The sequence below is a fragment of the Parapedobacter sp. SGR-10 genome, assembly GCF_011030405.1.
Taxonomy (GTDB): Bacteria; Bacteroidota; Bacteroidia; order Sphingobacteriales; family Sphingobacteriaceae; genus Sphingobacterium.
This window is the reverse complement of record NZ_JAAJTJ010000002.1, coordinates 402,192-424,367: the sequence shown is the minus strand read 5'-3', so window position 1 is coordinate 424,367 and position 22,176 is coordinate 402,192. Positions and strand designations below refer to the sequence as shown.

25 protein-coding genes and 1 tRNA gene are annotated in these 22,176 nt (G+C 44.1%); 5 read left to right on the top strand and 21 right to left on the bottom strand.

The window, feature by feature from the left end:
- Positions 1–17 precede the first annotated feature (17 nt).
- The 6 genes from G5B00_RS04035 to G5B00_RS04015 form a co-directional block, all read right to left on the bottom strand.
- Positions 18–89 (bottom strand) — tRNA-Glu (locus tag G5B00_RS04035).
- 119 nt (positions 90–208) lie between these two features.
- The gene (gene ytxJ / locus G5B00_RS04030) at positions 209–538 is read right to left on the bottom strand and encodes a bacillithiol system redox-active protein YtxJ (protein WP_163871956.1); all 330 of its coding nucleotides are present in this window, start codon (positions 536–538) and stop codon (positions 209–211) included.
- 34 nt (positions 539–572) lie between these two features.
- Positions 573–701 (bottom strand): hypothetical protein, encoded by a 129-nt coding sequence (locus G5B00_RS18265; RefSeq protein WP_255453775.1) that lies wholly within the window; start codon positions 699–701, stop codon positions 573–575.
- A 3-nt stretch (positions 702–704) separates the two neighbouring features.
- Entirely contained in the window at positions 705–1,193 is a 489-nt protein-coding gene (gene ribH / locus G5B00_RS04025) for a 6,7-dimethyl-8-ribityllumazine synthase (RefSeq protein WP_163871955.1), read from the bottom strand.
- A 66-nt stretch (positions 1,194–1,259) separates the two neighbouring features.
- Complete coding sequence (locus tag G5B00_RS04020) at positions 1,260–1,913, bottom strand: tetratricopeptide repeat protein (protein ID WP_163871954.1); 654 nt, start codon at positions 1,911–1,913, stop codon at positions 1,260–1,262.
- Between the two features lie 195 nt (positions 1,914–2,108).
- Positions 2,109–4,055 carry a polysaccharide biosynthesis protein gene (locus tag G5B00_RS04015; protein WP_163871953.1) on the bottom strand — a complete coding sequence of 649 codons (1,947 nt, stop codon included), beginning with the start codon at positions 4,053–4,055 and terminating at the stop codon, positions 2,109–2,111.
- 304 nt (positions 4,056–4,359) lie between these two features.
- On the opposite strand from G5B00_RS04015, the gene G5B00_RS04010 reads away from it, so the two are divergent.
- Positions 4,360–5,571: an alanine dehydrogenase gene (locus tag G5B00_RS04010; RefSeq protein ID WP_163871952.1), complete on the top strand. Its 1,212-nt coding sequence runs from the start codon at positions 4,360–4,362 to the stop codon at positions 5,569–5,571.
- 112 nt (positions 5,572–5,683) lie between these two features.
- The gene (locus G5B00_RS04005; RefSeq protein WP_240894372.1) at positions 5,684–6,559 is read left to right on the top strand and encodes an alpha/beta hydrolase; all 876 of its coding nucleotides are present in this window, start codon (positions 5,684–5,686) and stop codon (positions 6,557–6,559) included.
- Positions 6,560–6,645: 86 nt separating this feature from the next.
- Here G5B00_RS04005 and G5B00_RS04000 read toward each other — a convergent pair whose 3' ends face one another.
- The 15 genes from G5B00_RS04000 to mutY form a co-directional block, all read right to left on the bottom strand.
- Positions 6,646–7,692 carry an ABC transporter ATP-binding protein gene (locus G5B00_RS04000; protein WP_163871951.1) on the bottom strand — a complete coding sequence of 349 codons (1,047 nt, stop codon included), beginning with the start codon at positions 7,690–7,692 and terminating at the stop codon, positions 6,646–6,648.
- 149 nt (positions 7,693–7,841) lie between these two features.
- Positions 7,842–8,195, bottom strand: a complete 354-nt coding sequence (gene secG / locus G5B00_RS03995; RefSeq protein WP_163871950.1) for a preprotein translocase subunit SecG — start codon at positions 8,193–8,195, stop codon at positions 7,842–7,844.
- A gap of 15 nt (positions 8,196–8,210) precedes the next feature.
- Positions 8,211–9,290: a hypothetical protein gene (locus tag G5B00_RS03990; RefSeq protein WP_163871949.1), complete on the bottom strand. Its 1,080-nt coding sequence runs from the start codon at positions 9,288–9,290 to the stop codon at positions 8,211–8,213.
- A gap of 7 nt (positions 9,291–9,297) precedes the next feature.
- Positions 9,298–9,831 carry an LptE family protein gene (locus tag G5B00_RS03985; RefSeq protein ID WP_163871948.1) on the bottom strand — a complete coding sequence of 178 codons (534 nt, stop codon included), beginning with the start codon at positions 9,829–9,831 and terminating at the stop codon, positions 9,298–9,300.
- 12 nt (positions 9,832–9,843) lie between these two features.
- The gene (locus tag G5B00_RS03980; protein ID WP_163871947.1) at positions 9,844–11,103 is read right to left on the bottom strand and encodes a sigma 54-interacting transcriptional regulator; all 1,260 of its coding nucleotides are present in this window, start codon (positions 11,101–11,103) and stop codon (positions 9,844–9,846) included.
- Positions 11,104–11,192: 89 nt separating this feature from the next.
- Positions 11,193–12,626, bottom strand: coding sequence for a tRNA (N6-isopentenyl adenosine(37)-C2)-methylthiotransferase MiaB (miaB, locus tag G5B00_RS03975; RefSeq protein WP_163871946.1), 1,434 nt, complete (start codon positions 12,624–12,626; stop codon positions 11,193–11,195).
- A 128-nt stretch (positions 12,627–12,754) separates the two neighbouring features.
- Complete coding sequence (locus tag G5B00_RS03970; RefSeq protein ID WP_163871945.1) at positions 12,755–13,444, bottom strand: OmpA family protein; 690 nt, start codon at positions 13,442–13,444, stop codon at positions 12,755–12,757.
- Between the two features lie 117 nt (positions 13,445–13,561).
- Positions 13,562–14,320 carry a hypothetical protein gene (locus G5B00_RS03965; protein WP_163871944.1) on the bottom strand — a complete coding sequence of 253 codons (759 nt, stop codon included), beginning with the start codon at positions 14,318–14,320 and terminating at the stop codon, positions 13,562–13,564.
- Positions 14,321–14,460: 140 nt separating this feature from the next.
- Positions 14,461–14,859, bottom strand: coding sequence for a hypothetical protein (locus G5B00_RS03960; RefSeq protein WP_163871943.1), 399 nt, complete (start codon positions 14,857–14,859; stop codon positions 14,461–14,463).
- Between the two features lie 108 nt (positions 14,860–14,967).
- The gene (rlmD, locus tag G5B00_RS03955; protein ID WP_163871942.1) at positions 14,968–16,380 is read right to left on the bottom strand and encodes a 23S rRNA (uracil(1939)-C(5))-methyltransferase RlmD; all 1,413 of its coding nucleotides are present in this window, start codon (positions 16,378–16,380) and stop codon (positions 14,968–14,970) included.
- A gap of 287 nt (positions 16,381–16,667) precedes the next feature.
- The gene (locus tag G5B00_RS03950) at positions 16,668–17,243 is read right to left on the bottom strand and encodes a TetR/AcrR family transcriptional regulator (protein WP_163871941.1); all 576 of its coding nucleotides are present in this window, start codon (positions 17,241–17,243) and stop codon (positions 16,668–16,670) included.
- A 3-nt stretch (positions 17,244–17,246) separates the two neighbouring features.
- Entirely contained in the window at positions 17,247–17,654 is a 408-nt protein-coding gene (locus tag G5B00_RS03945; RefSeq protein ID WP_240894371.1) for a hypothetical protein, read from the bottom strand.
- Positions 17,651–18,688: a phenylalanine--tRNA ligase subunit alpha gene (gene pheS, locus G5B00_RS03940; RefSeq protein ID WP_163871940.1), complete on the bottom strand. Its 1,038-nt coding sequence runs from the start codon at positions 18,686–18,688 to the stop codon at positions 17,651–17,653. The genes G5B00_RS03945 and pheS overlap by 4 nt, the downstream gene beginning before the upstream one ends.
- 89 nt (positions 18,689–18,777) lie before the next feature.
- On the bottom strand, positions 18,778–19,230 hold the full coding sequence (locus G5B00_RS03935; RefSeq protein WP_163871939.1) for a single-stranded DNA-binding protein: 453 nt from the start codon (positions 19,228–19,230) through the stop codon (positions 18,778–18,780).
- 15 nt (positions 19,231–19,245) lie between these two features.
- The gene (gene mutY / locus G5B00_RS03930; RefSeq protein WP_163871938.1) at positions 19,246–20,295 is read right to left on the bottom strand and encodes an A/G-specific adenine glycosylase; all 1,050 of its coding nucleotides are present in this window, start codon (positions 20,293–20,295) and stop codon (positions 19,246–19,248) included.
- Between the two features lie 132 nt (positions 20,296–20,427).
- On the opposite strand from mutY, the gene G5B00_RS03925 reads away from it, so the two are divergent.
- From G5B00_RS03925 to G5B00_RS03915, 3 genes are all read left to right on the top strand, one after another.
- The gene (locus tag G5B00_RS03925; protein WP_163871937.1) at positions 20,428–21,279 is read left to right on the top strand and encodes a M23 family metallopeptidase; all 852 of its coding nucleotides are present in this window, start codon (positions 20,428–20,430) and stop codon (positions 21,277–21,279) included.
- A gap of 114 nt (positions 21,280–21,393) precedes the next feature.
- On the top strand, positions 21,394–21,825 hold the full coding sequence (locus tag G5B00_RS03920; RefSeq protein WP_163871936.1) for a low molecular weight protein-tyrosine-phosphatase: 432 nt from the start codon (positions 21,394–21,396) through the stop codon (positions 21,823–21,825).
- 1 nt (position 21,826) lies between these two features.
- Entirely contained in the window at positions 21,827–22,174 is a 348-nt protein-coding gene (locus G5B00_RS03915; protein ID WP_163871935.1) for a hypothetical protein, read from the top strand.
- The last annotated feature ends 2 nt before the right edge of the window (positions 22,175–22,176 follow it).

Here is a 22,176-nt window from a genome sequence, read left to right as displayed (position 1 = left end):
TTTGATTTCAAGATGTGTAGCCCGTAGGGGAATCGAACCCCTGTTTCAAGAATGAAAATCTTGCGTCCTAACCCCTAGACGAACGGGCCTTATTTCCAAAGGTCTGCAAATATAGAACTTTCTTTTTTAAAAGAAAAAAATTTTTTATCCAAAAAATCTATAGAATCTTTGGCAAGAGATCCGTTAATACACAGCGCACAAAAAAATACTACTGAATAAAAGGCACTATCGTTTGCATTTGGACATCCTCGTGCGAAGCATGGTACACACATCGTTCCCCCTGTACGATCAGAATTTGCGGAGACTGATGGACGACATTCCATTTAGCGGCAATTTGGTTAGACAGATCACAGTGACGAAGCAGATCAAGGTAATAGAAGGGTGTGTCATTCGGAATCATATCCGCATCCGATTCCAGACTCCGTTTGGCCATGCTACTCACGGCACAGCGTGTACTGTGTTTGAATATGACCGCAATATGGGGAGAATGTACAATATGCTCCAGTTGTGCCTCTGAATTTAATTCGATCCAGTTCATTTTACCAAAAAATCATATCCCGACTTAAACTACGCTACCTACTACGGCCTTTTTTCTTCGCATAAGTGCTATAAGCTGCACAGGAAGACTGCGAAGCACAGGAAGACAGTATGGTCGCACCAAGGATCAATGTTCCTAACAAGAGAATTACCGTCCGCTTCATTATTTAAATAGATCTATGTATATGGGCCATTTGGATCGCTGTAATAGCAGCCTCCTCACCTTTATTGCCATGCTTCCCTCCTGCTCTATCCAGTGCCTGCTCCAAAGTATCCGTCGTTAAAACGCCGAAAACAACAGGTTTATTGTATTTGATAGCTACATTACTGATACCATTGGCCACCGCATCACAGATAAAATCAAAGTGCTTGGTCTCTCCTTGGATTACACAGCCCAAACATACGACTGCATCGAGCTCCTTGTCCCGCAAGAGCATATCGGCACCGGAAATCAACTCATAACTACCGGGCACGTGGATAATCTTAATATCATCTTCCGATGCCCCATTTTTGACAAATCCATCTATTGCTCCATTCAATAAGGCTCCGGTGACCTGTGCATTCCATTGGGATACCGCAATGGCAATCTTTAAACCTGTTGCGCTCTGTACATCAATATGCGAAAAATCAGATAAATTCTTTAAGTTACTGGCCATGATGATAAATCGTTAAAAATGACGAGATAAAAAAATGGGGCCTTTTTGTGAGCCCCTTTTATATTTTTATTGTTTAGCTTGTACCCGCCCCAGAGGTCCATCTATTGTAGAAGCTTCTGCACTCTCCGGAAAATCCGTTTTGATCTTTGCATAAGCTTCTTCCGCTTTCTTGAATTCGTTCAATTGCTCATAAACCAATCCCAGTTTTTTCAAGAACAGGGGAGTCGTATAGGAATTTGTCGCTTTGTCAGCAGCTTTTTTATAGTAGCTTGCCGCATTATTGTAATCCTGGCTCTCGGAATAGGCATCCCCGATCAGACCTGCCACCAAAGGATCCAAAATCTCACTGCCGGTATCACTGTACTTTTTGAGATACACGATAGCCTCCTGAAAATTTTGCTGACGTAAATAAAGACCTCCTAAGTAGGCATTGGCAATATTGGCTGAAGGAGTATTTGAATATTCATCGGCGATCTGCTTGAATCCAATGAAGGATCCATCACTTTCGATGGCTTTCTTTTGCAATGAATCGATCAAAGCATATTCTTCGGCTTTGTACATCGCATCCGAAGCCTTAGCAGCACGAGGCTCCAGGTACAGCTTTTGATAGCCGATATAAAGTAAGATAAGAACAATGATTCCCCCTATGATAAAGGAAATACTCTTTTGGTTATCTTGAAAAAACGATCCTTTTTTTTCTGTTGCTTTAGATGTTGACATCAGTTTATTTTTAATGTAATTTACGGAACGCAAAAATACACTTTTCTATATTACTTTCAATACTTTATTATAAAAAACACTTTGCGACACATGATCCCATGTCTCACACACCCGCTAGTGCACAAACCACTCTCCGCGGGAACCGAACGAAGTGAACTCTACGAAGTAAATCCTTTCCTGCGCTAACAAAGGCGGTTACCTATGATTTGCTGCCCCCAATCCCCCCTTTTCGATGAGAGGGCCTTGATCGAGTTGTTCGTAGATAGAATTTTGGCTTCTGAATTCAGGCACCATTTGTTTCATATGTCGCACAATATTGACTGTATGCTGGGTCTTCAACAATTCAAATAGCTCATGCAGTTGAAGTTGGACCTGCTCATAGTCGTTCTCACGGACTTTTGCGATCATGATTTTTTCATGATGGGTCGGCAAGGTATTTTCCAAATCGTTCAGCAATTCCTCGTATAGTTTTTCTCCCGGACGTAGACCTGTAAATTTAATATCTATATCTTGATAGGGTACGTACCCAGATAGTTTTATCATTTTCTCGGCCAAATCCACGATTTTCACGGACTTACCCATATCAAACACAAAGATCTCTCCACCATTGCCCATACAACCTGCCTCGACCACAAGCCGGCAGGCTTCCGGAATGGTCATAAAATACCGGGTGATTTCGGGATGGGTCACCGTGACAGGACCTCCCTTTTCGATCTGTTCACGAAACCGGGGTATGACCGAGCCATTCGACCCCAACACATTCCCAAAGCGTGTCGTGATAAATTTGGTGCCTTTCTCTCCGAGGGTATTCTGTAGGTTATTGTTCAAGGACTGTACATAGATCTCCGCTATGCGTTTGGTCGCCCCCATGATATTGGTCGGATTGACAGCTTTGTCCGTAGAGACGAAGACAAACTTTTGTACTTTGTATTCCACAGAAAGATTAGCCACATTAAACGTGCCCCGTACATTTGTATGCACACCTTCTATCGGGTGGCTTTCCATCATCGGCACATGCTTGTAAGCAGCTGCGTGGTAGACAACCTGTGGCTTGAACGTGTTGAAGAGGACCTTCATACGTTCTATATTTTTGACATCCGCGATAAAGGCGTGATAGATCTGATCCTTAAAACGCTCCTGCAGATCAAGTTGGAGATTATGTAGAGGTGACTCCGCCTGATCACACAATACGATCATCTGTGGGCGATATTTGCTCAACTGCTTGGCGATCTCACTGCCTATAGAACCCGCAGCACCTGTAACCAAGACTCTTTTGCCCTCCAGTTGCTTACGAATATTATCATTGTCGATCTCTATCTGCGAACGTTCCAATAAGTCCTCGATCTTGACTTTTTTGATCTGATTGAGGTTCAAACTACCATTCATGATCCTATTGATAGGCGGCAGGGTAAGCACATGGATATTATGTTCAAGGCAAATATCAATAAGGGTCGATTTTTTATTAGGGGGAATACTGTAGGAGGAGAGAATGAGTTCGTCAATGTCCATCTTCTGGATTACCTTTTCCAATTCATTGGGACTGTATATCTTAACCCCATCGATAGATTTACCTATCTTGGCACTGTTGTCATCCAGATAAGCCACGATAATACGATTGGACGTCAAATCATGATCAAAAGTCCTTTTGACAGCTATCCCAAGCTCTCCGGCACCATACACTACCACATTTTTCTTTGTCTTTTTGATGGTTTTGGTATATTGAAAAAAGATCTTGATCGAGGTTCTGTATGTGATCAATGCCAGGAAAAGGAGCAAAGCATATAGAATGACAAACTGGGTATTGATCGAAGTTTTCAGATTAAAAATAATAAACACCAATTTGCACGTAAAGAGAATAACCGTCATGAACAGCACCGCAGAAAGGATGCGTATCGAATCAATAGCACTCGTATAACGGATAATCCCCAGATACAAACGAAAGAAAGAAAATGCAACGGCAGTAGCCGCGAGACAATAAAAGTATATCTCCGCAGTATCCTGAGTCCGGAATGTACTCAGATCAAAATTGTGGAATACAAGGTAGGCGCCCACAAACACGACAGAGGCTATACAGAGGTCCAATGCAAAGATTATCCAACGCGGGACAATCTTGATATGGTTAATAACTTTTAAGAATTTCATGTTTTTCCAAACCGATGCAAGCAAATATAATACTAAAAAAAGATATAAATAATCAATTCTTCAAATAATTATCCGTAATTTGTCTTGGATAATGTCAATTATACCGGTAATACATCTACCAGGTAAATTGTCGTCCCGAGTTTTAGGGACAAGTTCTGAATTCGTCGAAGGATCTACAGGTATGAATTAAAGATGCCTGCAGCAGACGGGTTTCGACTACGCTCGACATGACATTAACGTTGATATTTATCCGCACAATCGGTATCAATTATATTCAGTAAATTTAGGCAAGCAACAACTGAACATGAATAGTATTTCGAAAATTGCTGAAGAGGCGTTGAGGCAACCCAAAGAAAAATCCCAGCCTATAGGTACATCCAAAAGCAGTTTGGTCATAGGTATTCCCAAAGAAAGCGTTTATCAAGAAAACAGGATCGCACTGACTCCCTTATCTGTAGCGTTATTGATCGAACATGGACATCAGATCATGATCGAGTCGCAAGCAGGTGCAGCCTCCAATTTTCTGGACCATCATTACAGTGAGCAGGGAGCCCAGATCGTCTATGACCGGGAGACCGTGTACAAAGCCGATATCATCATCAAGATAGCAAGCCCTACACTGGAAGAGGTCGGATACATGAAACCCAAGCAAATATTGCTATCGAGTCAACAACCTTCGCTTTTGGAGATCGACATACTCAAGGCCTTGATGAAAAAACAAATCACGGCCCTTTCTTACGAATACTTGCAAGACGAGGGGGGACATCTTACGGTCGTACGGGCCATGAGTGAGATTGTGGGAGCCACCTCTATCCTCATCGCCGCCGAATACCTCTCCAATATTTTTGATGGCAAAGGATTAATGTTAGGCGGAGTGACAGGCGTTCCTCCCACAGAAATCGTCATCATCGGAGCCGGAACTGTGGGCGAATTTGCTGCTCGTACTGCTATAGCCTTGGGTGCACAGGTCAAGGTGTTTGACAGTTCCGTCTTCCGACTGCGCCGCCTGCAAAACAACGTAGGATCGCGGGTATTTACCTCCGTCATACAGCCCATCATATTGAACAAAGCTGTACGTTCGTCCGATGTCGTCATTGGTGCATTGCGTGCCAAGAATGGGCGTTGTCCATGTATCATTTCCGAAGAAACCGTGTCTAAAATGAAACCCAATTCCGTGCTGATCGATGTATCGATTGATCAAGGAGGATGTTTTGAAACATCGGAGATCACCACCCATGACAAGCCTACATTCAGAAAATATGATGTCATCCATTATTGCGTGCCCAATATTGCCTCCCGGGTGGCTCGCACAGCGACGTACGCACTGACCAATATATTCACGCCCATCCTGTTGCAGATAGCAGAATGCGGAGGTATCAGCAATCTGATCTGGCAGCACAAAGGGATAAGGAATGCTGTCTATCTATACAAAGGCAGCCTGACCAACAAAGATATGGCCGAAAAATTTGACTTGCAGTACAAGGATCTTAGCCTTATGATAATAGCAAACCAATGATATGATATTACATTATATTTTTCTAAATGAGGACATACGCAGCACGCATGCGCCATACCTGTGCTAGCGCACGCGTGTCGCGTGTGTGATATACCAAGAAAAAACAGGTTTAATGATGCTTAAACATAACATATTGATCCTTGTAATATTGACCATGACAGCAAACAAGCTGATAAGCCAGGAAAAACTTGAACTATACCCAAAAGGTATAATCAACCAGATAGAAGGAGCAGACAGCGGCACAAATATTCCCGAGTTTTATTTCTATCACCCCGAACAATTGAAATCTGATAAGGTGTTTTTGATCATTCCCGGCGGAGGATATGCAAAAGTCGCCATACAACATGAGGGCTATGATATTGCAGAGAAACTAAAAGTCCTGGGTTACGCATCCTTTGTCCTGAAATATAGGTTGCCCAATCCTGAACAGCACATAGACAAACGCATAGCTCCTATCCAGGATGCACAAACAGCCTTGTCCTACATCCGAAAGAATGCCAAAAAGCTAGGCTTGAACAAAACAAAGTATGTAGGAGTGATCGGTTTTTCTGCGGGAGGGCATCTGGCCTCTACCCTATCTACACATTTTGCAATAGACTATCGTACCGGCAAAAAAACCAAAGAAAACTTACGTCCGGATTTTTCGATACTCTGCTATCCTGTGATTTCGATGGACGAGGGCATCACTCACAAAGGTTCTAAGACCAGATTGATCGGACCAGACTTTTCAGTCGAGGATGTACGGCGCTTTTCCAACGAAATGAATGTAAATAAGGACACCCCTCCGGCATTTCTGATGCACGCTGCAGACGACAAGGCTGTCCCCATCACCAATAGCGAACGTTATCTGACCAATATGAAAACTGCGGGCGTTCCCGCGATACTTTTCCGATACACAACGGGGGGCCATGGCTTTGGTTTAAATAACAAGACAGATACGCGCAGTTGGTTCGATGCCATGATCGAGTGGGTGGAGAGCCTGTATTAAGCTATAAGCAATAGACTGTTGGCTTAGCGCATCGGTCTATTGTTGAGTTTAATAATCGAATTGAGGTTTATAGGATTAAAAAACATTTAAAAAATAATATACTCTTTAATAATAATAGCAACCTGAGTAAATTTGGGTAGCGGCACATCCGACTTTACGATAGCATGCAGGCTTATTTCCCCATCGCTGAGTACATATTCCTTATAAAAACCCCGAAACCGAATATCTTTGATCACGAAACGTCCATTTGAATGCGCTTTTATATCGATCCATTCCTGATGGATGGCCACTGGACTTTCAGACGGAAGCTCAAGTCGCTGTGCCTGTTCCGCTGTAAGGATATTGCTTTTGGCCAATAGCAATGCCGTGTATGTACTTTTAGGTCGAAAATAGAGCTCTTGGGGATGACCAAAATCCACAATATGCCCACCCTGCATGACTAATAAAGCATCTGCCATGGCCAATACTTCGGCCGGATCATGTGAGACGAGGATGACGGTCAGTCCGGTATCCGCTACAATCCGGCGGATATCTTGTTGCAAAGCATCCCGAAATGCTGCGTCGACCTGGTTAAAAGGCTCATCCATAAGCAATACTTCCGGCTCATTGATCAGTGCACGTGCGATAGCTACCCGTTGTTTTTCTCCCCCACTGAGGTCGGCAACCCTGTGTTGGGCCAGATGATGGATCCGAAGTTTGTCCAACACCTCTTCTGTCTTGCTTCTTTTGAGCTCCAAATCCGTATTGGAAAGTTGAGAGGCAATATTATCCCACACCTTGGCATAATAATTTAGGTCATCAAAACCTTGCGAAACCATTTTCATCGCATCATGTCCCGGAATCAGCTTATCCTTTCGCGTAGGCACCAACCATCCCCTATACCGGACTTCTCCGGTCTCTGGTTCCAACAATCCATATATGAGTTTGAGCAACGTACTCTTCCCACTGCCCGATTCACCGATGATGGCCGTAATCTTGCCCTCTTCAATGTCAAAGTCCACATGGTCGACCGCAACAGTAGTATCCTTTGTACCAACAAAAGCAATGCTCACATCCTTGCCATGCACCAAAGCAACATCCTGAAGCTGTATGTCATCAAAAATATATTGGCAAGAATGAGGAGAATTACCCATGATAAAACGAAATATGTATTTGTTCTCCGTAAAAATACAATAATAACAGGTAGGGGCAAAAAATCTTTGGTGGTTATAATATTTTCAGAACCAACAACAAAAAAGCCCTACAAAAATTTTGTAGAGCTCATCATATTTCTTTGCACACCTTAATTGGAAGAATCTGGTACTGTCGGTACAGGCTGCTCTCCTTCGACTGGCGCCATATTATTCAAGTTGAGCGGAGCCGCTTGTGCAGGTGCATCAATCTGATCCGAAAGACCACCACCCCCGGAGCTAGCAGAAGGCCCTAAAATATTGATGGCCAAGCTAAATACCATGAGAGCAATCATCAAAGTCCAGGTTCCTTTTTCCAAAAAGTCTCCTGTACGCTTTACTCCCATTAAATTGCTTCCTCCCGCAAATCCTGATGATAACCCACCTCCTTTAGGATTTTGAATCAATACAAAAAACGATAGGATCACACTCGCTAAAATGATCAGGATAATAAATAATGTTGTCATCTCTTTATGCTATTATTATAAGTTTTTTTCCAATTCTTGAATTCGGGCCGCAAAATACGATTTTTTTTCCGGATATCTCAAAATTAATTTTTTGAACACCTCAATTGCTTTCGAATACAAACCCTGCTCTATATAGATGTTAGCCAAAGTCTCCGTGACCAACATGTAATTATCTTCTGCGCTCTGTCGGGCCATATTCTCCGTATTGAGCTGTTCGGGCGAAGGTGGATGGATTATCGGTTCTTCCTGAATAAACTTTTCGATGATCTCGGCCCCTTTTTTCGGTGTGACTGGTTCGACAGGCCGGTTCTTGACCTCTTCACTCAGTTTCATTTCTGGATCTTGAAAATGGATGATACTCTCCTTGATCTGTTGGTCTAGTATTGCCTCATCGAGCTTTTTAGGGTCAAACTGGCCCTTCTGCGGCTGTGGCCATACCGGTGTAGCATAGGGCTGATAAGTATCTGCATGTTCCAGTCGGGTCTTATACAGCCACCAACGGAAACTATAAGGCATTAACTCATCGTTATATAGGCTGATATTCTCATCCTCGGTCTGCTCGTTTTCTCCTACTACGGACGCATCTTCCACCACCTGCTCCTCGGCTATCCCCTTTTCCTTCTGCTCAAAAACAAAATAATCACCGGAAATACCCGCACTATGTACCAATCTTTCCATTTCCTCCTCCGGAGGCACTTCGTCTACCTGCCCGTTCGTTTGGTCTGCCACCTGTTCATGTACTGTTTCAGCAGTTTCATCATACGCTTCGCTATCTACTCCGGATTGTCCTTCGTTTTTTTCTTCGTACTCCTCAAAAGGCACGTAATCCTCGGTCATGGACACGATCTCTTCGATCATCTCCGCCGGTGTGTGTACATAGCTCCACAACCAATGTACATCTGGCGCATAAAGAAGCGTATTTTCAACAGCGGGGATATGCTGTGAAGACAGGGCCTGTTTTTGCAACAAGGCATACCGTAGTGGCTGGGAGTAAGGATACTTGTCGATCAAGCGCAATAGATCTGCTTCTTCTACCCGCAAAGGTTGGGTAATAGCATCATAATAGAGCTGATGTTCCTGTGATTGTGTCCCCATAATATCCCTACCAGTTTGCAAATGCTTTGTTGTAAATATCCTCGGTCAGTTTCTTAATAATGTTTTGGTTCAGTGTCGCCTCATAAGAGGTCACATCACTCCCTGCAAACTCCTCAAACTGCGTAAAACTTTCTTCAAAATTACTCTCCCCCGTCTCATCCAACCGGTTGGTATATTTCACTTTCACCGTGATGGTCAATCGGCTATTGGCAGCCTGATCAAGACCTCCGGCTTGGACAGAGGCCGGTGTGATGCTGTAATTGGTGATCACACCTTCAAAGATTGCGTCTCCATCCGAATTGACTTGGCTCAAACTTGACTGCGTACGGATACGCTCTTTGAGTCCTTCGGTAAAATCCTGGCTCAAGGTTGTGTACACCATCGGGGCAATATTTTCAAAATACAATACCGTATAGGTTTTCATATCCTTGGGAATAGACCCTCCTGTAAAACTGTATTTCACCCCACAACCGTGCACCATAGCCAATACGGCAACGACCATCAGCACACGTACACCATATTTCAACATCTTCCTGACCATAGAATCGATAATCTACTCTAAATTTAAGTCTTTAATCTTTCTGTATAAAGTCCGTTCTGAAATTCCCAGTTCCTGCGCAGCTGCCTTTCGTTTACCCTTGTGTTTTTTCAATGCTTTTTTGATCAGATCAGACTCCTTTTCCACCAATGAAAGCGATTCTTCCACCTCTTCAACATCCTGTGTATCCAATGGCATGTAGTTAGCATTGCCCCCAGGATTGTGGATAGTAATCGTCGGCGAAGCATTGCTATTGTCCTCTTGATAAAGCTGTGGAGTACCGGGCTGCACCTCACGGTAAAGCTGGTTGATATAGTTTGCATTGCGATCAAAGTTGGCTGCATTGGTACCATTCTGCAATAGTTCCACCACCAGCTTTTTGAGATCGACCATATCCTTTTTCATATCGAAGAGCACCTTGTACAAAATATCTCTTTCGGAAAAATCTTCCTTAGCTTGATCTTTTACAAACACAGGCAGGGTGCTGACTGGCCGATCATCGGGCAGATACCTTCTCAGTATAACCGCATCGATGACACGTTCTTTTTCCAATACGGCAATCTGCTCGGCTATATTTTTCAATTGGCGCACATTGCCCGGCCAGCTGTAGTTGGTCAAAAGTTCCTGTGCATCTGGTGTGAGCTGTACGCTAGGCGAACGATACTTATCCGAAAAATCAGCGATAAACTTTCTGAACAAAAGGTAAATATCTTCTTTTCGCTCCCGCAGGGCAGGGATACGCAATGGAACGGTATTCAGTCGATAATAGAGGTCTTCCCGAAACTTACCCTTCTTCACAGCCTCGTACACATCCACATTGGTAGCAGCCACCACACGTACATTGGTTTTCAGCACCTTGGACGAACCGACCCTTATATATTCTCCCGATTCAAGTACCCGAAGAAGTCTCGCCTGCGTATTCAAGGGCAACTCGCCAACCTCATCCAAAAATATGGTACCACCATCGACCACCTCGAAATATCCTTTACGGGCTTCATGTGCTCCGGTAAATGATCCTTTCTCATGGCCAAACAACTCGGAATCGATTGTGCCTTCTGGTATAGCACCACAATTGACGGCGATGAAATTACCATGTTTGCGTGCACTCAATTGATGAATGATATGCGAAAACACTTCCTTACCCGAACCGCTTTCTCCCTGGATCAACACCGAGATATCCGTAGGTGCAACCTGCCGGGCAATATCGATAGCCCGATTGAGCAAGGGAGAGTTGCCAATGATTCCGAATCTATTCTTAATATCTTGATTATCCATTTCTGTTTTCGTAGTGCGTAGCATATTGAGTATTGCGATAAAAACCTCATATCTCCCACGTCTCAATACGCAATACGCATATCTCAATACTATTCCACAATCCTACCGATCAATGTTGCTGACGTACAGCTCTCACCTAGCACATGAACATACTGCCCTACTTTATAGCGTGAATCCACGGGAAACACGACCATGGTATTCTGATCATTGCGACCACAATAATCCTGATCTGACCGCTTTGAAAAGCCTTCTATAAGTACTTTATGTACCTTGCCTACAAAGTTTTGCAAACGGTACAGGCTGTGTTCCTGCTGTTTGTTGACCACCTCCGTAAGACGACGTTTTTTTACCTCTTCGGGGACATCGTCTTCATAACGTTTGGCAGCTAAAGTACCCGGACGTTCCGAATAGGCAAACATATAGGCAAAATCGTACTTGACATAATCCATCATAGAGAGCGTATCCTGATGCTCCTCTTCGGTTTCGGTACAAAAACCTGTAATCACATCTGTAGAAATACCACATTCGGGAATAATGCGACGGATAGCATCTACCCGGTCGATGTACCATTCCCTATCGTAGGTGCGGTTCATGAGTTCCAATACACGAGAGTTTCCGGACTGTACCGGTAGATGTATATACTTACATATATTCTCATATTTGGCCATTGTATAGAGTACCTCGTCGGTAATATCTTTGGGATGGGATGTCGAAAAACGCACTCTCAGCTCGGGGCTTACTTCAGCCACCATAGCCAACAGATCCGCAAAATTGACAATAGGCAGCGGTTCTACGCCCTCACCGACGGTCGGCGTAAATTTGTATGAATCCACATTTTGACCCAACAAGGTCACTTCCCTATACCCTGCGTTGAATAAATCCGTTGCTTCCTTGACGATAGAGTAAGGATCACGGCTACGCTCACGCCCACGGGTAAAAGGGACAACACAAAACGAGCACATATTGTCACAACCTCGCATGATGGAGATAAAGGCTGATACACCGTTGGAATTAAGCCTCACCGGACTGATATCAGCATACGTTTCTTCACGTGACAACAGCACGTTGACGGCTTTGCTTCCATCGTCCACCTTGCCAATAAGGTTGGGTAGATCACGGTAAGCATCCGGTCCTACGACCACGTCCACCAATTTCTCCTCTTCCAAAAATTTGGCCTTCAATCGCTCAGCCATACAGCCCAATACCCCCACGATCATACCTGGATTTCTGGTTTTTGCTGCTTCAAACTCTTTCAGCCTATTCCGTACGCGTTGCTCTGCATTTTCCCGTATGGAGCAGGTATTGATAAATACCACATCCGCATCCTTGTAATCCTTCGTGGTCTCAAACCCTTGATCAATCAGTATAGAAGCGACAATCTCACTATCCGAGAAGTTCATTTGACAGCCGTAGCTTTCGATATACAGTTTCCGCCCATTCGATTTCCCGGTAGTCGCCATCTCCAATGCCTCTCCCTGACGGGACTCGTCGTGCGTTTTTGTGGTATGAGTTAACTCTAACATAGCCTATTATAAAAGAATACAAAGTTAAAAATAAAATACGACTTTTAATGACAGTTTGGCAGAGTATATACAAAAAAGGAGGTGCTCCATGAATGGAGCACCTCCTTTTTTGTATAGAACAGGTCTTATTACTGACCTGCTTGTTTTTTAGCTTCTTCCTGCATTTTTTTGCTGGCGACGATCACGATTTCCACACGACGGTTTTGTGCACGTCCTGCTTCAGTATCGTTGGAAGCTATAGGCTCTGAATAGTTTTTACCTTCCGTTCTGATACGGTTGCTAGCCAACCCTTGTGCTACAGCATAGTCTCTTACCGCACGCGCGCGGTCATTAGAAACTTTATCATTTGCCGCCAATGTACCCACATTATCAGTATGACCCAAAACCAAAATCTCTGTATCAGGCTCCTTATTCAAGGTTGCCACTAATTTAGATACATTATCTTTTGCGTTGGTTTTCAGCGCTGAGCTATTGAAATCAAACAAGATACCTGAATCAAATTTCACCAGGATACCTTCACCGACTTGCTCTACTTCAGCGCCAGCGACTGTATTTTCGATTTCTTTGGCCTGCTTGTCCATTTTCCGACCGATCAATGTGCCTGCAGCACCACCGATCACTGCACCAGCAATAGCACCTACCGCTGTATTACCGGCTTTGTTACCGATCAATGCACCAAGACCTGCACCTGCAGTTGTGCCGATGACAGCTCCTTTTGTTGTATTGTTTGTGTTTTTTACTGTTTCACAGCTCGCAAACAACATAGCTGATGTGGCCAGAGACAGACCATATACCGCTAATCTTTTATTAATTTTCATACTCTTTGTTTTTTATGTTCTTTTTAATTGTTGTTTATTTATTCCCAATGAATATAATCAAAGGTAGTGCCAAAATTAAACAATAACAATACACCTTTACGTATCTCGCGCCTCTTTTTATTTTTCTTGTAGAGGAATTTCTAACTTGGGCAATTTTTGCGGTGCCGGACGCCCTTCCTCATCCCATGTCTTGAACGATCGGGAGATATAGTCCAACACATCGTACTGCCCCCATTTTTGGGCCTGTTCATACGAAGGACGGTACATATCCATGAAGTTTTGTAATTCCTCTCCTTCCAGACCTGTTGCCTGTCCTACGACCGACTTTGAGAATATCTTGTCCACCGTCATTTCCTCCATTTCGCGATTCATAAACTTTTCAAAACGTTTCATATTTTTGGCTTCCCGGCCAAACAGGTTGTACAATGCCGTGGCCGGACTATTCAAATATGTCCCCACTTTGTTCTTTCCACCATTGTATATCCCCTTCTTTTCATAATCCCGGAGGATATCGTCCATTTCCTGCTGTCGGGTACGTCGCGAGACAACGACTGTCTCGATCTGCAGGCCGGGCTGCATCTCGAGGAGAATATCCTCCGTCGTATAAAGAATCGTCTTCAATGGGCCGTACCCCGTTTTCGATATGGACAAACTATCCCCTATAGAGGCTTCTATGTAAAAAACACCATATACGCTCGTTTTTACCCTCTGGTACGTCCTCAAATTGACTACGTTGACATCCGCCAATCGGTTGCCAGTCCCTTTCTCCAATATCAAACCCGAGACCGTACCGGACAACTGCTGCGCTTTTGCAACAGGTATGACTACCCCAATAAGCAAGAAGCACAAGGCTGTATTTGTTAAAAATTTAATCATTCCCTACGAATGTAAACAAATATTGGACTATTCGAATGTTAAAAAGTTTTAAAGGTGTATGGTTTTTATTAGCGATAGGCCGTAGGCTATATGCTTTATGCTGTAAGCATCCCAGGGAGCCTATCGCTTATAGCCTGCGGCTAATAAGGATAAAATACAAAATTAGCACCCTCTGGCACCACGACAAACAAACACATAAATTCACTTGCTGATTTGTACTGCTTCTCAAAACGCCCTTTCTTTTCCTCTTTGATGACACCTCTATCGACAAACTCCTCCAAAGAGCTGGCATTAATCGACCAATTGGTTCCCAATTCGTTTTTGTCCAATATCAGCTCCCCCAGGCTGACTTCGTGCTGATGGGCCACAAAAATCGGAAACAGTGTATAGCCTTCTGCCATCATCTCGGACGAAACCTCCCGAATGGATTCCCCATAAAAGTCCAAATCTGCTTTAAGGCTGTGCAGGGGACTAGGTGCAGAAGGGTTAGGTTGCCCTTCTCCTTCCGGTTGGCGATACAATAAGTCTTGAAAATCCATACCGTTTATTATTTTATTTATAGTTATGTGCGTTATGGAGGTGAAGTAGGTTATGAGAACGTCGCATATCATATACTCTTACAACCTCTATAACCATCATCACCTCTATCACTTTATCTTAAGAGTAAGTAATACCACGTTTTCGACGTGTTGGGTATGAGGAAACATGTCTACGGGCTTTATCCGATCAACTTTGTATTTTTCAGAGAGCAGCTGCAAATCCCTCGCCTGCGTTGCGGCATTGCACGACACATACACCACTTTTGGGGCTTCCATCTCCAAAATACGGTCAACAACATCCGGATGCATTCCAGCTCTTGGCGGGTCAGTAATGACCACGTCCGGCTTTCCCTGCCGTTCTACAAATTCAGCAGTCAACACATCTTTCATATCCCCGGCATAGAATACCGTATTGGCAATACCGTTGGTCGCCGAATTGACCTTGGCATCTTCGATGGCCGAAGGCACATACTCTACGCCTACAACCCTTTTCGCTGTTCTTGCCACGAAATTGGCAATCGTACCTGCTCCGGTATATAGGTCATAGACCAGTTCATCCCCTGTCAACCCGGCAAATTCACGGGTGATTTTGTACAGTTCGTACGCTTGTCTGGAATTTGTTTGGTAAAAAGACTTGGGACCGACTTTGAATTTCAAACCCTCCATCTCTTCATAGATAAAATCGCGGCCTGCGTAAACATGGATATCCTGGTCGAAGATCGTATCGTTGCGCTTTTGGTTGATGATATACAGCAATGAGGTCAGATTAGGAAATTGTCCGACAATGAAATCCATCAATAACTCCACCTGTCCTTCTTCGGGGTACGCAAATACCACAATGACCATAACCTCGCCCGTAGAAGATGTACGGATAATGAGATTGCGCAGAGCACCTGTATGCTCACGCAGGTCATAGAAAGAGATATCCTGGGAAACAGCAAAATCCCTTACCTTATTCCTTAAGTCATTGGAGGGATCCTGTTGGAGAAAACAATGTGTTATATCCAGGATTTTGTCAAACCGGCCCGGCACGTGAAAACCCAAAGCATCCATGTTCTGTGGAGCGGCTTGCTCATCCCTATTCGTCAACCAACGTTTGTTGGAAAACGTAAATTCCAGTTTGTTGCGGTAATATTCCGTTTGGCCCGACGGCAAAATGTCTTCCATCGCTGATGTGTCCACCTTACCGATACGGGTCAGGGCATTGTCCACGGACTGCTGCTTGAATTTCAGCTGGGCATCATAGGCCATGTGCTGCCATTTGCAACCACCACAGGTTCCGAAATGCGGACAAAAAGCTTCGATACGATATGGAGAAGGTGTTTGTATAGAGACCACACGGCCTTCAGCAAAATTCTTTTTCTTGCGTTGCAATTCGACCTCTACGGTATCGCCCGGAATGGCTTTTTCGATGAATAAAACCAAATCCTCATATCTTGCTACGCCTTTGCCTTCTTCGGCAATATCAATGATCTCAATGTCTTTCAGAAATCTTTTGTCCTGTGGTATTCTTCTGCCCATATTTGTGCAAAAATACGGTTTTATCGGGAATAATAAACATCACTGGCGCAAACCTGATGTCATTAAGTTAAGCGTTTTTGTCATCTCTATCTGGCGCAAGGATTAGCGCAGCGATCCTTGTACCTGTACTATATCGGTCACAAGCGGACGCCTGCCTACCGCAGGCAGGCTTGCGCCAGTTAACTTAATTCCTTTTGTTGGCGCACGAATCCTTTCGTGTGCCTATAACAGACAAGCACACGAAAGGATTCGTGCGCTAGCATTGGGCATCAGCAACAGAGTGATCCTTAAGCCAAAGTAGCCTGCACCAGATACGGCAACATCTCCTTCTGGAAGGAAATAAAATTCTTGCGCACGTCACCGTCGGTCACAGCCGTGAAGGCAAAAGAGAAAACAATATTTTTACTGGTCTTGATCAGGAAGGTCAGTTTCTCTTCGGAAATGGTACTGCCTATCGTATCATTTTTGATAAACGAACTTAACAGCAAAAATTCCAGGTCATCCGACAGGATTTTGAGGTACTCCTGTGCATTGGCCGATTCACGGATAAATTCCCAACCGACAAATTCATTACAAACCGTATAGGTCACACGGCTCACACGCAGGATGGTATTGGCCAAAAAAGTAGGAAGGTCTTTTTCACGAACGCCCTTATTGAGGATATCCTCTACATTCTCCCGAATATAATCCATCAGCACTTCGTGCAGGATAAGTTCCTTCGAGCTGAAATATTTATAAAAAGTAGCTTTGGAGATAGAAGCCTGTTTAGCCAGTTCATTCACACTGGTCTTGTTGTAACCATACCTGCGAAAGAGCTCTCTCGCCGCTTTTTTGATCGATAAGGTTATTTTATCCTGTTCCATGTGTCAGTTGGATACATAATAAACAGCTCCGCTCTTCCGAACATTGTACCTTCTAAGCGAGCATTCAGCGATATGCGTAGGAGAACCATCCCGCAGTAACCATTTTGCCCCCGAAGCCTCATCTACGATCAATAGTCCATCTACCACAACCTGATTTCTTTTTTCGGGCGCTACAGTACTGCATCTGTCATAGGCCACTAAACCATCTCCTGTATTGTAGACGATCAGCCCCCGAACCCCTCCAGGAGCATACGCATAACCATTGGTCGCATATACACCGGGATGTTCAGCCTGGTTGATGCCAGTATTGAAACTAACCTCAGATATCACATTGCATCCCCCCTTTCCACAGCGTGACAGCATCATCGTGGAAAAAAGAAATAAAATGCAGTATCCAACCGTTTTCATCATATCAGTTCCGTCTCGAATTGCGACAAGAAACGTACATCGTTTTCTGAGAACAAACGCAGGTCCTTGATCTCGTATTTCAGATTGGTGATCCGCTCGATCCCCATACCGAATGCAAAGCCCGAATATTTTTTACTGTCTATGCCACAGTTTTCTAGCACGTTCGGATCCACCATTCCACATCCCAGGATTTCGACCCAACCCGATCCTTTACATAGGTTGCATCCCGCGCCTTTACAGATCGTACAGGAAATATCCATTTCGGCAGAAGGTTCAGTAAATGGGAAATAGGACGGACGAAACCGCACTTTGGTTCCTTCACCGTACAATTCCTGAACGAAGTGGAACAAAGTCTGTTTCAGATCGGCAAACGATACATTTTCATCCACATAAAGTCCCTCGACCTGATGGAAGAAACAATGTGCACGTGCCGAAATAGCCTCATTGCGGTACACCCTGCCAGGCATAATGGCACGGAAAGGTGGCTTGCCTGCTTCCATCAGTCTAACCTGAACGGAAGAGGTATGCGTACGCAGGGCAATATCATTACCATCTTGTTTCTTGATAAAGAAAGTATCCTGCATATCACGCGCCGGGTGCTCCGGTGGAAAATTCAAGGCCGAGAAGTTGTGCCAGTCATCTTCGATCTCCGGTCCTTCGGCAACGATAAAACCGAGTTTCTTAAAAATCTCAACGATCTCCTTGCGGACCAAAGACAACGGATGGCGAGAGCCCAATTGTAGACCTTCGCCCGGCAAGGTCAGGTCCCCTTCCTGTCTCTTGATGGCGGCTTTTTCTTTTCCAAAAGCAGATAATGCTTCCTGGAATGTATTTTCGGCAAGTTGCTTAAATTCATTCAAAACCTTCCCCAAAACTCGTTTCTCTTCATTGGAAACGGACTTGAACTCTTCAAACAGGCTCTTTACGATCCCTTTAGAAACTAAAAACTTTAATCTGAAGTTCTCTACATCTGCCGCGGAGGAGGCTTTGAACTGCTCTATCTCTTGGGTAAACTGCTTTATCTTCTCTTGCAACATAATGCCAAAGATACGGCAAAAATATTCAATTACGAATTGGGAATTACGAATCAATATTGTAATTGGCAATTCGTAATTCCTAATTTATTCTAAAACGGCAACCCGTCATCCTCTCCTTCGTTTTCCTTAAAATCCACTTGTTGCTCTTGTGTATCAGTGGTAGTTGTAGTCGCATTGGATGTAGACGCTGGGTTAGCAGGACCTTCGAAGTCCGATCGGCGCCCTAAGATGTTAAAACTCTCCGCCACAATCTCTGTGGTATATCTCCGTATCCCTTCCCTATCCTCATACGACCGTGTACGCAATTTGCCCTCGATATAGACCAAACGCCCCTTGGTCAGGTACTTGGCTGCGACATCGGCTAGTCCCCGCCACATGACGATATTGTGCCATTCGGTCTGTTCTATTTTTTTTCCATCTTTATTGTACGTTTCGGATGTCGCTAAAGGAAAACTTGCCACACTCACATTGCCTTCCAAATAACGGAGTTCAGGATCTTTGCCAAGATGGCCTACTAAGATTACTTTGTTTACACTAGACATATAATTTAAGGTTAATTAGCTAATACCATACTTATCCCAAAACGTGAAGATAAGTTTATGTTTAGCTAATGTATCGATTTTTTCTGATAAAAAATAGCGCCATTGCGATTTTTTTTCTTTTACCTCGATCCCTTCTGCAATCCTATAGAATCTGGCGTAAATATTCTGATGGCTGAGCACGTGCTTCACCATTCCTCCTACCGGATATAGCGTAGCCCTCTCAAAATGCTTCTTAAACGCTGTATGTTCGTACAAATCGTCCATCGGGCAGTCTTCGGCAGTCTCTATCATTGGAAATTCGTATAAGTTTGCCCATACATCCTTGTCCCCACGCTTGGACATGAGCACCTCTCCATTCCTCTCCACGATGAAATAATGAAAATAACGGTTTCGACTGGCTTTGCCCTTCAACTTGACCGGCAGCTCGTGTACACGATTCTCTGCCAATGCCCGACATTCCAACTGAAAGATACAAGTCGGGCACAAGGGCTGCTTGGGTTTGCACTGAATCGCTCCGAAGTCCATAATGGCATGGTTATATTCGCCGGGATAATCGTGCGGAATCAGCTCGTCCGCCAATTTTTTGAACAGGTTCTTGCCCTCGGTAGAATTGATCGGCACGTCGATACCAAACACCCGGGACAATACCCTAAATACATTGCCGTCCAATACGGCTCGTCGTTCGTTTGACGCAAAAGAAGAAATGGCCGCCGCGGTATATTCACCTACACCTTGCAGTGTGATCAGATCATCATAACGGGTAGGAAACACCCCATCAAAACGATCCATAACCTGTCTGGCAGCCTTGTGCATATTACGCGCCCGGGAATAATAGCCCAATCCCTGCCACAACCGTAGGATGTCTTCTTCCGCAGCTTCGGCAAAGGATTTCACATCGGGCAAAGATTGGACAAACCTATGGAAATAAGGCATTCCCTGCTCCACGCGAGTCTGTTGCAATATGACCTCCGAAAGCCAAATCACATAAGGATCTTCCGTCTTCCGCCACGGCAAATCCCGACCATTTTCTCTGTACCAAGCCACTAAATTTTCGGCAAACCTCATGACACAAATATGGTTATTTTTAACAAAAATTAACAACAACATATTGACTATCAACAATAATAAGTTGGATATTAAGCAATTATTTCCCTAACTTTGTCAGCGTTTGAAATAAACGGAAACAAAAAACTACTTATGTTAAAGAACAAATCGTCTATTCAAATCCACATCGAAGGTAAAGGGGAGAAGAAGTTTGTGGTGCCGACCTTCTTTGTGAAAAATTGGAAGAAACTGGCTGTTTCTACATTTGGGTTGGTGTTGGGTTTATGTGGCATAGTCATCTATCTTGTCACCAAACAAAAGGCCGATGCACTCGCATCTCAATATACGGAGACGCTAAACGAAGTCAACCAACAGAAGGAACTCCTAAGCAGAAGCAAAAGTGAAACCGAAAAAGAGGTGGACCAGGCCAAAAAATCATTCAACAAGATCGACTCTACCCTGGAAATCATTAATTCCAAAATGAAAAAAAGGGGACTGAAAACCATTGCTCTGGAGAATGCAGGGGGACCTATAGAAGCAGATGAAGAAAACATCGAATTGATGAGTACCTTCTACGAAGAAGCCTTAGCCGAATTGGACAAGAAATTGGAAAGTCTACCCATTGGAGTGCCCCATCATGGTAAAGTAACTTCCCGCTTTGGCTACCGGAGAAACCCTTTTACGAATAGAGGCCGCGAAATGCACTCAGGAATAGACCTCAAGGGCAGGACCGGTGACCGGATCAAGGCTACGGCAAAGGGAACAGTCGTGTTTTCCGGCTATGAAAGATATTACGGCTACGTCGTCAAGATCAAACATGCCAACAACTACGAGACACGCTACGCTCACCTGTCCAAACCTTTGGTAAGAAAAGGTGAAAAGGTGGCCGCAGGCGATATCGTAGGACTCATGGGCAGCACAGGACGCAGTACAGGGCCTCATCTCCACTACGAGATCTTGAAAAACGACAAAAAAATAAATCCCGAAAAATATTTTACCTTGTAAAGACGTTGCATGCGACGTCACAATTTTGGCGCACGCGGCACGCGTGCGCTAGTTTTTACCCCCCTATATCCTTTCTTTTGACTATCTTTGAGGTCTAAAAACTGTTTTTAGCTTATGAGAATATTAATGGTCTGTCTAGGAAACATCTGCCGCTCTCCTTTGGCACATGGCGTACTGGCACATATCGCTGCAACGAACGAATTGGGATGGACGGTACATTCGGCAGGTACCGGAGACTGGCATGTCGGCCAATCACCGGATAGACGCGCTGTAGCTGTAGCAAAAAAATACGGCATCGATATTTCCCGTCAACGGGCAAGGCATTTCATATCCGATTTCTTTGATGAATACGACCGTATTTTTGTCATGGATCGGCAGAATATGAAAGACGTTCTGCGTCTGGCAAAACGTGAAGAAGACCGAGATAAAGTATCTCTTTTTCTGGAAGAGGATATTGTACCGGACCCGTATTACGACGAAGACATGTTCGAACCTGTGTATAAGATGATAGAAAAGCGCTGTCACGATCTGATCAAGACATTATAATATGAACATAACAGATGTAAACATAAAGTGGGAGGAATTGAGACAGATCATCGCCCGTGATTTTGACACAGAATTACCCGACCTCAAGGTGATGCTTTTTTTGATCGGTGTACAGGAACTCGGACAGGGGGCCAAACAATTTTCCAAACGGGAGAAGGAAGAGCTGATGCATATCGCTACTTGTCGCCTTTTCAGCTCAATGGGTTTTTATGAGCTTAAAGGATTGGACAAAGATGGTTGGCCACATTGGCAATTGGCCAACCCCATTCCAAATTACACCCTATTGGAGCAGGAAATGATCTTGAAATCCCTTATTATCGATTATTTTCAGGAACTAGAAATCATATAGCA

Coding starts and splice junctions, on each gene's coding strand:
- G5B00_RS03960 (WP_163871943.1), bottom strand. CDS start 14,859: ATGGATTTTCAAGACTTATTGTATCGCCAACCGGAAGGAGAAGGGCAA.
- pheS (WP_163871940.1), bottom strand. CDS start 18,688: ATGTTGCAAGAGAAGATAAAGCAGTTTACCCAAGAGATAGAGCAGTTC.
- G5B00_RS04000 (WP_163871951.1), bottom strand. CDS start 7,692: ATGGGTAATTCTCCTCATTCTTGCCAATATATTTTTGATGACATACAG.
- G5B00_RS04020 (WP_163871954.1), bottom strand. CDS start 1,913: ATGTCAACATCTAAAGCAACAGAAAAAAAAGGATCGTTTTTTCAAGAT.
- G5B00_RS03965 (WP_163871944.1), bottom strand. CDS start 14,320: ATGATTAAATTTTTAACAAATACAGCCTTGTGCTTCTTGCTTATTGGG.
- G5B00_RS03920 (WP_163871936.1), top strand. CDS start 21,394: ATGAGAATATTAATGGTCTGTCTAGGAAACATCTGCCGCTCTCCTTTG.
- miaB (WP_163871946.1), bottom strand. CDS start 12,626: ATGTTAGAGTTAACTCATACCACAAAAACGCACGACGAGTCCCGTCAG.
- G5B00_RS03970 (WP_163871945.1), bottom strand. CDS start 13,444: ATGAAAATTAATAAAAGATTAGCGGTATATGGTCTGTCTCTGGCCACA.
- G5B00_RS18265 (WP_255453775.1), bottom strand. CDS start 701: ATGAAGCGGACGGTAATTCTCTTGTTAGGAACATTGATCCTTGGTGCG.
- G5B00_RS03985 (WP_163871948.1), bottom strand. CDS start 9,831: ATGGTCAGGAAGATGTTGAAATATGGTGTACGTGTGCTGATGGTCGTT.
- ribH (WP_163871955.1), bottom strand. CDS start 1,193: ATGGCCAGTAACTTAAAGAATTTATCTGATTTTTCGCATATTGATGTA.
- secG (WP_163871950.1), bottom strand. CDS start 8,195: ATGACAACATTATTTATTATCCTGATCATTTTAGCGAGTGTGATCCTA.
- G5B00_RS03980 (WP_163871947.1), bottom strand. CDS start 11,103: ATGGATAATCAAGATATTAAGAATAGATTCGGAATCATTGGCAACTCT.
- G5B00_RS03915 (WP_163871935.1), top strand. CDS start 21,827: ATGAACATAACAGATGTAAACATAAAGTGGGAGGAATTGAGACAGATC.
- mutY (WP_163871938.1), bottom strand. CDS start 20,295: ATGAGGTTTGCCGAAAATTTAGTGGCTTGGTACAGAGAAAATGGTCGG.
- G5B00_RS04005 (WP_240894372.1), top strand. CDS start 5,684: ATGATGCTTAAACATAACATATTGATCCTTGTAATATTGACCATGACA.
- G5B00_RS03935 (WP_163871939.1), bottom strand. CDS start 19,230: ATGTCTAGTGTAAACAAAGTAATCTTAGTAGGCCATCTTGGCAAAGAT.
- rlmD (WP_163871942.1), bottom strand. CDS start 16,380: ATGGGCAGAAGAATACCACAGGACAAAAGATTTCTGAAAGACATTGAG.
- G5B00_RS04010 (WP_163871952.1), top strand. CDS start 4,360: ATGAATAGTATTTCGAAAATTGCTGAAGAGGCGTTGAGGCAACCCAAA.
- G5B00_RS03990 (WP_163871949.1), bottom strand. CDS start 9,290: ATGGGGACACAATCACAGGAACATCAGCTCTATTATGATGCTATTACC.
- G5B00_RS04015 (WP_163871953.1), bottom strand. CDS start 4,055: ATGAAATTCTTAAAAGTTATTAACCATATCAAGATTGTCCCGCGTTGG.
- ytxJ (WP_163871956.1), bottom strand. CDS start 538: ATGAACTGGATCGAATTAAATTCAGAGGCACAACTGGAGCATATTGTA.
- G5B00_RS03945 (WP_240894371.1), bottom strand. CDS start 17,654: ATGATGAAAACGGTTGGATACTGCATTTTATTTCTTTTTTCCACGATG.
- G5B00_RS03950 (WP_163871941.1), bottom strand. CDS start 17,243: ATGGAACAGGATAAAATAACCTTATCGATCAAAAAAGCGGCGAGAGAG.
- G5B00_RS03925 (WP_163871937.1), top strand. CDS start 20,428: ATGTTAAAGAACAAATCGTCTATTCAAATCCACATCGAAGGTAAAGGG.